At 65.8% G+C, this 11,620-nt stretch carries 10 protein-coding genes; 7 read left to right on the top strand and 3 right to left on the bottom strand.

Annotated elements, in window-relative coordinates; translation table 11 throughout:
* The first annotated feature begins 668 nt into the window (after positions 1 to 668).
* The 3 genes from galU to AB4Y94_RS17620 all read left to right on the top strand — a co-directional run bounded on the left by galU (position 669) and on the right by AB4Y94_RS17620 (position 4,921).
* Positions 669 to 1,556: a UTP--glucose-1-phosphate uridylyltransferase GalU gene (galU, locus tag AB4Y94_RS17630; protein ID WP_441729325.1), complete on the top strand. Its 888-nt coding sequence runs from the start codon at positions 669 to 671 to the stop codon at positions 1,554 to 1,556.
* Positions 1,557 to 1,681: 125 nt separating this feature from the next.
* Positions 1,682 to 3,544: a DUF4012 domain-containing protein gene (locus AB4Y94_RS17625; RefSeq protein WP_441729324.1), complete on the top strand. Its 1,863-nt coding sequence runs from the start codon at positions 1,682 to 1,684 to the stop codon at positions 3,542 to 3,544.
* Between the two features lie 63 nt (positions 3,545 to 3,607).
* Complete coding sequence (locus AB4Y94_RS17620) at positions 3,608 to 4,921, top strand: UDP-glucose dehydrogenase family protein (protein WP_441729323.1); 1,314 nt, start codon at positions 3,608 to 3,610, stop codon at positions 4,919 to 4,921.
* Positions 4,922 to 5,052: 131 nt separating this feature from the next.
* On the opposite strand, the gene AB4Y94_RS17615 is transcribed toward AB4Y94_RS17620, so the two are convergent.
* The 3 genes from AB4Y94_RS17615 to AB4Y94_RS17605 are packed head-to-tail and all read right to left on the bottom strand — an operon-like array spanning position 5,053 to position 7,651.
* Positions 5,053 to 5,823 carry an IclR family transcriptional regulator gene (locus AB4Y94_RS17615; RefSeq protein ID WP_441729321.1) on the bottom strand — a complete coding sequence of 257 codons (771 nt, stop codon included), beginning with the start codon at positions 5,821 to 5,823 and terminating at the stop codon, positions 5,053 to 5,055.
* A gap of 5 nt (positions 5,824 to 5,828) precedes the next feature.
* Positions 5,829 to 7,241 (bottom strand): MFS transporter, encoded by a 1,413-nt coding sequence (locus AB4Y94_RS17610; protein WP_441729320.1) that lies wholly within the window; start codon positions 7,239 to 7,241, stop codon positions 5,829 to 5,831.
* Entirely contained in the window at positions 7,238 to 7,651 is a 414-nt protein-coding gene (locus AB4Y94_RS17605; RefSeq protein WP_441729319.1) for a cupin domain-containing protein, read from the bottom strand. Before AB4Y94_RS17605 ends, AB4Y94_RS17610 begins: the two co-directional genes overlap by 4 nt.
* A gap of 140 nt (positions 7,652 to 7,791) precedes the next feature.
* Here AB4Y94_RS17605 and AB4Y94_RS17600 point away from each other — a divergent pair, with 140 nt between their 5' ends.
* The 4 genes from AB4Y94_RS17600 (at position 7,792) to AB4Y94_RS17585 (ending at position 11,230) form a co-directional block, all read left to right on the top strand.
* Positions 7,792 to 8,724, top strand: a complete 933-nt coding sequence (locus AB4Y94_RS17600) for a DUF6282 family protein (RefSeq protein WP_441729318.1) — start codon at positions 7,792 to 7,794, stop codon at positions 8,722 to 8,724.
* Positions 8,724 to 9,464 (top strand): HpcH/HpaI aldolase family protein, encoded by a 741-nt coding sequence (locus tag AB4Y94_RS17595; protein WP_441729317.1) that lies wholly within the window; start codon positions 8,724 to 8,726, stop codon positions 9,462 to 9,464. The genes AB4Y94_RS17600 and AB4Y94_RS17595 overlap by 1 nt, the downstream gene beginning before the upstream one ends.
* 27 nt (positions 9,465 to 9,491) lie before the next feature.
* Positions 9,492 to 10,379 (top strand): TIGR03620 family F420-dependent LLM class oxidoreductase, encoded by an 888-nt coding sequence (locus tag AB4Y94_RS17590; RefSeq protein ID WP_441729316.1) that lies wholly within the window; start codon positions 9,492 to 9,494, stop codon positions 10,377 to 10,379.
* A gap of 92 nt (positions 10,380 to 10,471) precedes the next feature.
* Positions 10,472 to 11,230 carry a glutamine amidotransferase gene (locus AB4Y94_RS17585; RefSeq protein ID WP_441729315.1) on the top strand — a complete coding sequence of 253 codons (759 nt, stop codon included), beginning with the start codon at positions 10,472 to 10,474 and terminating at the stop codon, positions 11,228 to 11,230.
* Positions 11,231 to 11,620: the final 390 nt, after the last annotated feature.

Here is an 11,620-nt window from a genome sequence, read left to right as displayed (position 1 = left end):
ACGCAACGGCGGAGTCGCCAAATCCCTCTTCGAACAACGCTACCGCCGCTTCGCGCGACGACACCGACAACGAACTACGTGGATGCATAAAACTGCTCCCCAGGAATCGAAACTGAATTATTCAGTCCAACTCCCGGGGAGCAGTTCACGGTGTCCGGGGCTTCTTCATTTGTACGAGCTATTCGAGCGGGAACTCAATGTGCCAGCCGGAAGTGTTTCTTGTGCCGGTGATCTGCCCGGGGCTGTGACGCCGTCGGGTACTTCGGACCAGCCGTCGATGGATCATCGGTGTGAATCACACCAACGAAGTCATCTTGGAGATCCTCATCGATCCGCTCGTACATCGAGTTCAACGGCATCGAGATCTGACGTTTGAACCAGGAACGGGTTGGTTTTTCATTGCTAGTACGCATCGGGTAATTTCTGCGCGCTTCGGGTTGGGCAATGGACTGCGCGGTTCACGGCCCTGACTCTCGAGTTCGGGGTGACTCGAAAGCACTTAGCCATAACGTAGGGCATTCGTCGAACGCCAACAAGAGGACGGCGTGAGAATCTCTCAGAGAGGCAATGTCCCGCCTCACCGGTAGTTGCTGCGTAACTTGCGTGACGCATCGACCCGGTATCATCCCCCAAGCGGGGGTAGACGACCCCCAGTAGAGGGGCACACATTGAAAACCATCACCAAGGCAGTTATTCCGGCAGCAGGACTCGGAACACGCTTCCTACCGGCGACGAAAGCGATGCCCAAGGAGATGCTGCCGGTCGTTGACAAGCCGGCGATCCAGTACGTCGTCGAGGAGGCCGTGGCATCCGGTCTCGATGACGTCATCATGATCATCGGCCGCAACAAGAACGCGCTGGCCAACCACTTCGACCGGGTCACCGAGCTGGAGATCGCGCTTGAGCGCAAGGGGGACCACTCCAAGCTCGCCAACGTGAACCACTCGAACGATCTTGCCGACATCCACTTCGTGCGCCAGGGTGACCCGCTCGGTCTCGGCCACGCCGTGCTGCGAGCCCGCAAGCACGTGGGTCACGAGCCGTTCGCGGTGCTCCTTGGCGACGATCTGATCGACGACCGCGACGAGCTGCTGACTCCCATGATCGAACAGTGCCAGAAGCGTGAGGCGACCATCATCGCGTTGATGGAGGTGCCGGCCGAATCCATCAGCATGTACGGCTGCGCCGCCGTCGAACCCACCGACGAGCCCGGCGTCGTACGCGTCACCGGCCTGGTGGAGAAGCCGTCAGCAGCGGATGCGCCCTCGAACCTCGCCATCATCGGCCGCTACGTGCTGCGCCCGGAGATCTTCGACGTGCTCGAGGAGACCGCGCCCGGAAAGGGCGGCGAGATCCAGCTCACCGACGCACTGCAGGTTCTTGCAGCCGATGCCTCCATCGCCGGCGGCGTGTACGGTGTGATCTTCGACGGCCGCCGCTACGACACCGGCGACCGCCTCGACTACATCAAGTCGGTGATCCAGCTGGCGCTGGCCCGTGAGGACCTGGGCGCCGATTTGGCGCCGTGGGTGAAGGAGCTCGGCGCGCGCCTGTAACCGATTGCCGGTGCAGAAAAGCCTCGGGCGATGTCCGGGGCTTTTCTGCACCCCGATGTCCAATCGATACACAGTGCATGCCCGAAATACGCGACACGAGCGGTCCGCTCTGATTGAATGTTGAGGTGTCCTCACCCGAAGTGACCAGTCAGACCATCGAGCCCGGTGGGCCCCCCGCACCGCGCATGCCGGAATTCGATGCTCGCCCACCAGCAACCCGCCGCACCAAAGCCCTCTGGATCATCGGCGCGTGTGTCCTGCTTCTCCTCGCTGCAATCGCGTTTGTCTCCGTTCGGGCGCTGCTCGCCAAGTCCGACCTCGAAGCGGCCATCCCGCTGGCCTCCCGGATTCAGGACCAGGTTGTCGCGGACGACGCAGCGGGGGCAGAGGCGAGTGCGCAGGAACTCAAGGCGCACACCGAATCGGCGCGTGGGCTCACAAGCGATCCGGTGTGGCGGGCGTTCGAGCTGGTGCCGCTGCTCGGCCCGAACCTCAGCGCATCCCGGGAGATCGCCGCGGTCGTCGACGACATCGCGCAGCAGGCGGCCGGCCCGCTGACCGCCGCCGCCGGCGCGCTTCACCTCACCGAATTCAAGCCCGTAGAGGGCAGGTTCAACCTGCAGCCATTCGCGGATGCCGAGAAGCCGCTTGCGCAGGCATCCGCTGCCCTGTCGGCCGCTGAGCACGAACTCGACGCGATCGACACCTCCGCCATCGTCCCCTCGCTCCAGCAGGCAGCTTCCGATCTTCGCGGCGTGGTCGGCAAGGCCGCGAACGCGGTGGATACGGCACACAACGCCGCCCGCCTGGTACCCGTCATGCTGGGCGCCACTGGCCCGCGCAATTACCTGCTGATGTTCCAGAACCCGGCCGAGCTCCGGGCGAGCGGCGGCCTGCCCGGTGCGCTCGCGCTGCTGCACACCGACAACGGCCAGATTTCGCTGATCCAGCAGGCGTCGACAGTAGACCTGCCTCGGAGCGCCACCCCGGTGCTCGCATTGCCGCCCGACACCCGTGCCCTCTATGGCGACATCACCGCCCAGTACATCCAGGACGTGAACCTCACGCCCGACTTCCCGCTGAGCGCCCGCATCGCCCAGGAGATGTGGCGGCAGCGCTACGGCCAGGTCGTCGACGGGGTGCTGGCCATCGACCCGGTGGCCCTGAGCTATATCCTCAAGGCAACCGGCCCGATCCCGGTGTCAACCGGTGACACCCTCACCGCCGACAACGCCGTCAAGCTGCTCCTCACCGACGTCTACGCGCGCTACCCGGACCCCAAAGACCAGGACGAATTCTTCGCGACCGCCACCACCGCCGTGTTCACCACCGTCGCAGCCGGGAACGTCGACCCCCTGGCCCTGATCAAGGCCCTCGGCCAGGCGGGCGCAGAACGCCGCGTGTTGCTATGGAGCGCCCAGACGCCGGAACAGGCTCTGCTGGCCGACACCACCCTCTCCGGCGCGCTGCCCGTCTCCGACAACTTCACGACACGGTTCGGGGTCTACCTGAACGACATGACCGGGGCCAAGATGGGCGTCTACCTCGACATGCAGACCACCGTGGGCCAAGCCAACTGCCGGGCCGACCAGCGCCCCAACTACGCTATCTCGGTCACGCTGACCAACAAAGCGCCAGCGGATGCCGCCACCTCGCTTTCGCCGTATGTCACCGGCGGCGGGGCGTTCGGGGTGCCGGCCGGCAATGTAAAGACACTGGTCACGGTCTATGCGCCCGAGGGAATGCAAAACCTGGGCGTGATTCGCGACGGTCAAGCGGCACCGGCCCAGTCCACCACCGACTCCGGTTACTCGGTGAGCAATGTAGCCGCGGAGTTGGCGCCCGGGCAGTCGACCACCCTGCGTTTCGAGTGGCTGGGCGCCGCTCGGTTCGACGGGTCAGTCGTGGTGCAAGGCACCCCGTCTGTAAGCAACCACGAGGCCACTTTCGCCCCGCTGGATTGCGACTCGGCCGCAACCGCGAAGTAGTGCGACGACCTGCGGCCGCGCTCCGGCGCGTGCCCAATAGACTTCAGGCATGAGGACACAGGCATGAAGATATCGGTGATCGGCTGCGGGTATCTCGGGGCGGTGCACGCATCCGCTATGGCGGAACTCGGCCATGACGTCATCGGCATCGACGTCGACGCCGACAAGATCGCGCGACTGGCCGAAGGCAAGCCGCCGTTCTTCGAGCCGGGCCTGCCCGAGATCCTCACCTCCGCCACCGCCTCCGGCCGCCTTCGGTTCAGTACCGACATAGCGGATGCCGCGGGCAGCCAGGTGCATTTCGTCGCCGTCGGCACCCCGCAGAAGCAGGGCAGCCACGCGGCCGACCTTACCTACGTCGACGCCGCGATCGACTCCCTCATGCCGTACCTGTCGCCGGGCGACCTGGTCGCGGGCAAGAGCACGGTTCCGGTCGGTACCGCAGCCCGTTTGGCGAAACTGATCACGGAATCCGGCAACGGCGCCTCGCTGGTGTGGAACCCGGAGTTCCTGCGCGAGGGCTTCGCCGTGCAAGACACCATCACGCCCGACCGGCTCGTCTACGGCGTGCCGGCCGGGGAAGCCGGCGAGCACGCCGTGAGGGTGCTGAACGAGGTGTACGCGTCGGCCATCGCCGCCGAGACTCCGCTCGTGATCACCGACTACGCCACCGCGGAACTCGTGAAGGTCTCGGCGAACGCCTTCCTGGCCACCAAGATCAGCTTCATCAACGCGATGGCGGAGATCGCCGAGGTCACCGGCGCCGACGTCAGCCAGCTGGCGGAAGCGATCGGTTACGACCCGCGCATCGGCCGCCGCTTCCTGGGCGCCGGTGTGGGTTTCGGCGGCGGCTGCCTGCCCAAGGACATCCGCGCGTTCACCGCACGTGCCGAGGAACTCGGGGCGGGGGAGTCGGTGGCCTTCCTCAAGGAGGTCGACGCGATCAACCTGCGCCGCCGCAAGCGGGTCATCGACCTCACCGTGGCGGCGCTCGGCGGACAGCCGTTCGGTAAGAAGGTCGCCGTGCTCGGCCTGAGCTTCAAGCCGCACTCCGACGACGTGCGCGACTCGCCCGCACTCGACGTGGCCGTGCAGCTCCGCGGGCTCGGCGCCGACGTCGTGGCGACGGATCCGCAGGCCATTGAGAACGCACGGTCGCGGCATCCGCAGCTCACCTATACCGAGTCGCTCGAGGACGCCCTGCGCGACGCGGATGTTGTGGTGCACGTGACCGAGTGGCCGGAGTACCGACAGCTCGACCCGGTGTGGGCTGCCTCGCTGGTGCGGGTGCCGTCGGTCATCGACGGGCGCAACTCGTATGACTCCGCAGCGTGGCGGGCCGCCGGGTGGACCTACAAGGGGCTCGGCAAGCCGTAGGCCGGTGGTCACCGATGAGTCGCATCCCTGAGCCCGAATCGACCCCCAACGGCCCGGCCTATGAGGGCCGGCTTCTCGACCGGGTCGCCGGCCGGACCTAAGCAGTCGCCTGACCTGGGTAGTCGCCTAACCTAGGCAGTCTCCTGGCCGGTGTACCCGAGCTGCCGCGACACGGCAGCAGCGGTTGCCCGCATCGACCGCGCCATCGCATCCACGTGGGACGCCTGCAGCGTTTCAAGCGAGGAGACGATCGCGACAGTGGCGGCGATCCCCCCGGTGCGGTCGAACACCGGTGCGGCGATCGCGCCGACACCCGGGATGACCGCCCCGCTGGAGGAATGGCCGCGGTCGAGTACCTCGGCGATGCGCGCAAGCACCGAGGCACGCTTGTGCTCAGCGCCCCGCAGCGCCCGAGCCGTCGTGGCCTCATCGTCGAGGTAGGCGAGGAAGCAGATGCCCTGGGCCGAGTCGACCGGAAGCGCGGAGCCGATGCGAACCGTCATGTTGACCGTCTTGCCCGGCGGCTCCTTGCAGAGCACCGCCACGGCATTCGACCCGGTCCAGATGCCGAGCACCGCCGTCTCGCCGCTCGCCTCGGCGAGCTGGGCCAGGAACGGCTCGGCGGTCTCAACCACACGGGTGCTGGACAGCATCGTCGCGCCGAGGCCGGCGAGCAGCGGCCCCAGGCGATAGGAACCGTCTGCCCCCTGTTGCAGCAGGCCTTCCGCCGCCATCGACTGCAGGTAACGATGCGCCGAGGTGCGTCCGATCAGCAGTTCGTCGGCCACGTCATTGATGCGTAAGTCGGCCCGTCCGGTGTCGAACATCCTGAGGATCTGCGCCGTTCGAGCGACGACTTGCAGTCGCCCTGTGGCCTCGGTGCGCAGTACGGTTTCCGTCACGAGGCTCAGCCTACTTGGGCGGGCACGGCGGGCGAGGTGGTTGGCGCGCTGCCGCCTACAACGTCATCGGCGTCGGTGCCCAGGTCTACGTTCCTGGTCTCCGGGCTCCAGAGGCCGCCGATGATGAGCAGGACCGCGCCGATGCCGAGCAGGACCGTGGGCGCGTACTGCATCGGCATGATCGCCGAGAGGCCGGCGATATAGAACGCGTAGAACGACGGGATGATGAGCGCGAGCGAGTATCCGACGCCGTATCCGGTTGCGCGGATCGAGATCGGGAACCGCTCCGACATGTAGGCGCCGATCGCACCGAACGCCGGCACGCCCAGCAGGGCGATGGCCGCGATCACTGCCGTGACCGCCCAGAATCCCGTGATTGCGCCGGAGGCGAAGAGGATGTACAGCGGAATCGTCACGATGGAACCGACACCACACCACGCGAAGAACGCGCGGCGTCCGATCCGCTGCGAGAGCATCCCGAACAGCGGGTAGGCCACGCATACGAGCAGGAAGGCCAGCACCAGCGCGAGGGAGGTGTCGACGGCCGTCAGGCCTGATGTCGCCGAGATCGTGGTGGGCAGGATGACGATGGCCGCGTTCGATGAGAACCACACCCCCGTCATCAGGATGAACGCCTGCAACAGCGCCACGCGGTGCTTTCCGGTGAGCAGCTCCTTGATCGGGTTGACCCTCTTGCGCGCACCGCTGGCGACCGCGATTGCCGCAGTCTTCTGCCATTCAGGCGACTCGTGAACGGTCTTCGAGTAGTAGATCGCGAAGCCGATCGAAATGACCGCACCGAAGCCGAACGCGATGCGCCAGCCCCACTGTGAGTACGCCGACGACGGGTCGCCGGCCGGCGCGAACTGCAGAACGAGCAGGGTCAGGAGTGAGATGACCACGTAGGAGGCCGGGAAGCCGAATGCGATGAGGCCGGCGTTGCGTCCCCGGTGCGCGCGGGCAGAGTGTTCCATCGCGAGCGGTACTGCACCGGTGTACTCCCCGCCGAGGAACACGCCGTCGATGAAGCGCAGGATGATCAGCAGGATGACCGCGAAGATGCCGAGCTGTTCGTAACCGGGCAGCAGTGCGATGAGGCCAGTACCCACACCGGCTCCGGCGACGGCGATGACAGTCGCCTTCTTCCGGCCGATCCGGTCGCCGAGCCAGCCGAAGATGATCGATCCGATGGGGCGAGCGATGAGCGTCGCCGCGAAGATCAGGCCGGCGAGGATCGCTTTCACGCCAGGATCCATGGAGTCGGGCATGAAGAATGCGATGGCCGGTGCGAGCGCGATCACCGGCAGGTAGATGTCGAACATATCGATGAAGAAGCCGAGGCTCGCGCCGAAGACCGAGCGCCGCTCCTCTTTCGAAGCCTTCTGGTAGACGACGCGTTCGCTTGACAGGGTACTCATGCGTTCACCCCGATCGTGAGCGGCTGACCCGCAACAAGTTGTTCGACCCACGACGTCAAGTGCGCATAGTCCGCGCGCGGCGGCACGAAAATATCGATATTGATGCACGGCCCGCTCGTGACCTCGATGTAGTGCTCGGTTCCACGGGGCACGAGCATCACATCGCGTGGCTTCATCTTGTGCGGTTCTCCCGCAACGAAGTAGTCCGCCTCGCCTTCCAGGATGAAGACGAGCTGGTCAAAGTCATCGTGCGAGTGCGGACGCACCTCAAGGCCCTGCTCGACCGTGTTCCACACGATCATGACCTCGTCTGATGCGTAGGCCTTCCGCGTGATGCCACGCCGGGCGACCTCGTCGGGGATGTCGTCGAAGCTGACGACCCGTGAGTACAGCTGCTCATTGAGCGCCATGGGATCTCCTTTGATCTGCGTTCTGTTCGGGGTGTGTTCCGCATTCCGGGATGAGTTGTGCGGCATGCGGTATGCAGCGTAACATGACGCAGACCATTCACCCAAGCCCCGGTGACCAAGCCGGGTGGAAAGGAGCCGCAATGATGCTGCAGCCCGCCAACCATGAGACCGTCACCATCGACGACACCGAGGTCGCTGAATTGCTGGTGGGGGCCGTGGACCTGCACGTGCACCCCAGCCCCTCCCCGTTCCCGCGCCGGCTGTCCATCGCCGAAGCTGCCTGGCAGGCGCATGAAGCCGGGTTCCGGGCGATCCTCACCAAGAGCCACCACCACTCGATGGTCACCGACATCCGTGCCGTCTCGGAGGCCCTCGGCGGACTCCCCATTCCGGTGGTCTCCGGTGTGGCGCTCAACAACTACGTCGGCGGACTGAACCCCTACGCCGCGGAGCTCGCCCTGGCGCAAGGCGGAAAGATCGTGTGGTTCCCCACCATTTCCAGTCACGCGCACATCGACGTGCACGAAGCCGAGGGCGAGAACCTCAAGTTCCCCACCAACAACCTGGGGCTGCGCCACACCACGGAAATCAACATCCTCGACGCCGAGGGTGCGCTGAAGCCTGAGGTGCTCGACATCCTTGAGGTCATCAAGACGCACGACGCGATCATGTCGTGCGGGCACCTCGATCCAGACCAGATCGACGTCCTCGTCCCACAAGCCTCGAGCATGGGCATTGAGCGCATCCTGGTGAATCACCCCAACTTCGTGATCCAGGCCGAACCCGAGCGAGTCAGGCGCTGGGTCGAGCTGGGCGCGCGCATCGAGCACTCGATCTGCCAGTACGACGACCGCACGTCGTTCTACCAGTGGGGCCTCGATGTGCTCATCACGTACATCAAGGCGGCGGGCATCGACAACACGCTGCTCGGCAGTGACCTGGGCCAGGCGAACAACCCCTACCCCGTCGACGCCTATGCGCGGATTACGCGCGGCCTGCTGGACGCCGGGCTTCCGAAGGCTGATGTGCAGAAGCTCATCAACGACAACCCTGCCGCCCTGCTGGGCATCTGATGTCCCTCCGTGCGCTCATCGCCGAGCGGGCCGTCACCGGTACCTTCCTCAAGATCCCGAGATTCGAGATAGTGGACCTGCTGGCGATCGCGGGCTACGACTTCGTCGTCTGTGACTATGAGCACGCCCAGATGTCGGTGAATGAGGCATGCGACATCGTGCGCGCGGGCACCGGCCGAGGAATGCCGGTTTTGGTGCGCACTCCGACACTGGACCGCGGCGACATCAACCGCCTGTTGGAGGCCGGCGCCGCCGGGATCCAGCTGGCTCGCGGCTCGGGCGCCGACGCCGTGGCGTTGCGGCAACTCGTTTCGTATCCGCCGGTGGGAAACCGCTCTGTTTCGATGGCGCAGCCCGCCGCAGGCTATGGAATAGGGGTATCGCTGACAACACACCTCGAGCGGTCGAACGCGGACGTGCTGGCAGTCGGACAATTCGAAACGGCCGACTACGCCGAGAACATCGACTCGGCCATGGCGTCGCTCGACGTCGCCTTTATTGGGCCGGTCGACCTGTCTGTCGACCTCGGCACCCCCGGTGAGCTGGGGTCGGAACCGATGAAGCAGGCTGCCGCTGTGATCGAAGCGGCCGCAGCACGAGCCGGTGTGCCGATGGGAATCTTCGCCGGTTCAGCGGATGCCGCTGAGTCGGTAAGGGCGAAGGGTTACCGCTATATCGTGGTCGGCTCGGACCTGACGATGCTCACTGCGGGCGCGGCCGCCCTCCTCGGGCGACCATAGGCCGTCGTCTCGTCGTAGGCTCAGCCCATGACTTCAACGCGCAACCCATTCGGACAGCTCGGGATCTGGTTGTCGAGGAGCGTGCCGCTCGTCGAGCGAGACACCGTGGCCCAGACGGCGGAAGCGCTGGGCTACGAAACCATCTGGCTCGCGGGAGGTGCGGCCTCCGGCGTTTTCGACGAGGTGCACGAGGTGCTCGGCGTCACGAGCAGCGTGAGGGTCGGGACCTCGATCGCCAACATGTGGGCCGAGTCCCCAGCGCATGCGACTGACGCGTTCCACCGGTTGGAAGCGGACTTCCCGGGTCGGTTCTATCTCGGCGTGGGACCGAGCCACGCCCCGCTGGTTGCCAAGAACCAGTTGGGAACCTGGCAGAAACCACTGGCGAAGTCGCGCAGCTATCTCGAGGAGATGGACGCGCTGGCGGCGCCCGTGCCCGTCGAACGCCGGGTGCTTTCCGCGCTGGGCCCGCTCGCACTGCGACTGAGCGCGGAACGAACCCTGGGCAGTATCCCGTATCTGGTCCCTGTCGCTCACACAGCATCCGCTCGGGAGACGCTGGGCGTCGCTCCGCTTCTCGCGCCGGAACTCGCCGTCGTGCTCGAACCCGACCTGGAACAGGCGCGGGCCCGCGCGCGTGAATTCCTGGCCGGCTATCTCGGCTACCCCAACTACACCGGTACTTTCCTGCGGACGGGCTTCAGCGAAAACGACCTGGTGAACGGTGGCAGCGATCGCCTGGTCGACGCGGTGTTCGGTCTCGGTTCGGTGGAGGCGATCGGCGCCCGCATCGACGAGCACCGCGCGGCGGGTGCGGACCATGTCGCGATCCAGGTGCTTCCGGTCGAGGGCCAGAACAGGGTCGACGTGCTCACGGCTATCGCCACGGAACGTGGGCTCATTCCGCCCGCGTAGGTCACGCTGGCGCCCGGGGTGGATGCCCCGACGACGCTGGTCTAGAGTGTGGTCACCGCTTGCCCGGAGCGGCCGCAAACGAGACGACACGAATGCAGAGCGAACCTGCGGACGATGGGATGAAACCCTTCCTGCTGCTGGCCACCCGGCCCGAGGACGAGGCCGCCGACGACGAGTACGGCGGATTCCTCCGTGCTGGAGGCCTGGCCCCGCGGCAGCTGCGCCGGGTGCGACTCGAATCGGCGCCCATGCCTGCCATCGGATTGGACGAGTTCTCGGGCATAATCGTCGGCGGCAGCCCGTTCAATGCGAGCGATCCGAGCGACATAAAGACGGATGTGCAGCGTCGCGTCGAGCGGCAGCTGGGAGAGCTGCTGGACGAAGTCGTGGCGCGGGACTTTCCCTTCTTCGGTGCCTGTTACGGGATCGGCCTGGTGGCAAGTCACCTCGACGGAGTCGTAGACGGCCGCTGGGCGGAAGCGCCGGGGCCGACGCGGGTCACGCTGACGGCCGAGGGTTTGGCCGACCCGCTGTTCGGGGTACTCAGTCCGGCCTTCGACGCATACGTCGGACATAAGGAGGCCTGCTCGGTGCTCCCGGAAGGAGGCGTGATGCTCGCGACGGGGCCCGACTGCCCGGTGCAAGCGTTCCGGGTGGGCCGGAATGTCTACGCCACGCAATTCCACCCGGAGCTCACCCGGGAGAGCCTCATCACCCGCCTCCGCATCTATCGCAATCACGGCTATTTCGATCCGAGCACGGTCGACGACGTTATCGCCACCGCCGGCACAGCTGCGGTGACCGAGCCGCCTCGACTGGTCAAGGCCTTCATTGACCGTTTTTCCTCGTAGCTGCCGTGGGGCTGCGGCGGTGGCTAGGGAGTTTGGTGCGTGGCTGGGGACGTCGCTGGCGGCGTGACGTGGCGCGGTACGAAGATAGCTCCGAAACTCGGTCTCACCGTGGTTGGCCGCAACCTGCTTCCACACACCCACATACAGACACGACATTCGGGTCGATCGAGGGAGAAGGAACCCCGGCAACTATGGCGCCTCTGCCGATACGGCCACAGTCCCCCGCCCATTATCGCAGCCGCCTCCGACACCGGTTCAGGGCGGTAAATTGCCAGACCAGGGCAAAAAAGTAGTGGACTTAAGTACGAAACTCAGGTAAAATGAGGATATGACAACAACCGTCGAGGCGGCACCACCGGGAACGGGAAACACCCCCGGCACACCGGCCGC

The organism is Glaciibacter sp. 2TAF33 (assembly GCF_052114945.1).
Taxonomy (GTDB): domain Bacteria; phylum Actinomycetota; class Actinomycetes; order Actinomycetales; family Microbacteriaceae; genus Cryobacterium.
The sequence above is the reverse complement of the archived record's forward strand: the minus strand, read 5'-3'. Positions and strand labels throughout refer to the sequence as shown.

What these genes read in the sequence shown, in the direction of transcription:
- AB4Y94_RS17620 (WP_441729323.1), top strand. Translation starts at nt 3,608, where the DNA reads ATGAAGATATCGGTGATCGGCTGCGGGTATCTCGGGGCGGTGCACGCA.
- AB4Y94_RS17610 (WP_441729320.1), bottom strand. Translation starts at nt 7,241, where the DNA reads ATGAGTACCCTGTCAAGCGAACGCGTCGTCTACCAGAAGGCTTCGAAA.
- AB4Y94_RS17605 (WP_441729319.1), bottom strand. Translation starts at nt 7,651, where the DNA reads ATGGCGCTCAATGAGCAGCTGTACTCACGGGTCGTCAGCTTCGACGAC.
- AB4Y94_RS17600 (WP_441729318.1), top strand. Translation starts at nt 7,792, where the DNA reads ATGATGCTGCAGCCCGCCAACCATGAGACCGTCACCATCGACGACACC.
- AB4Y94_RS17595 (WP_441729317.1), top strand. Translation starts at nt 8,724, where the DNA reads ATGTCCCTCCGTGCGCTCATCGCCGAGCGGGCCGTCACCGGTACCTTC.
- AB4Y94_RS17590 (WP_441729316.1), top strand. Translation starts at nt 9,492, where the DNA reads ATGACTTCAACGCGCAACCCATTCGGACAGCTCGGGATCTGGTTGTCG.
- AB4Y94_RS17585 (WP_441729315.1), top strand. Translation starts at nt 10,472, where the DNA reads ATGCAGAGCGAACCTGCGGACGATGGGATGAAACCCTTCCTGCTGCTG.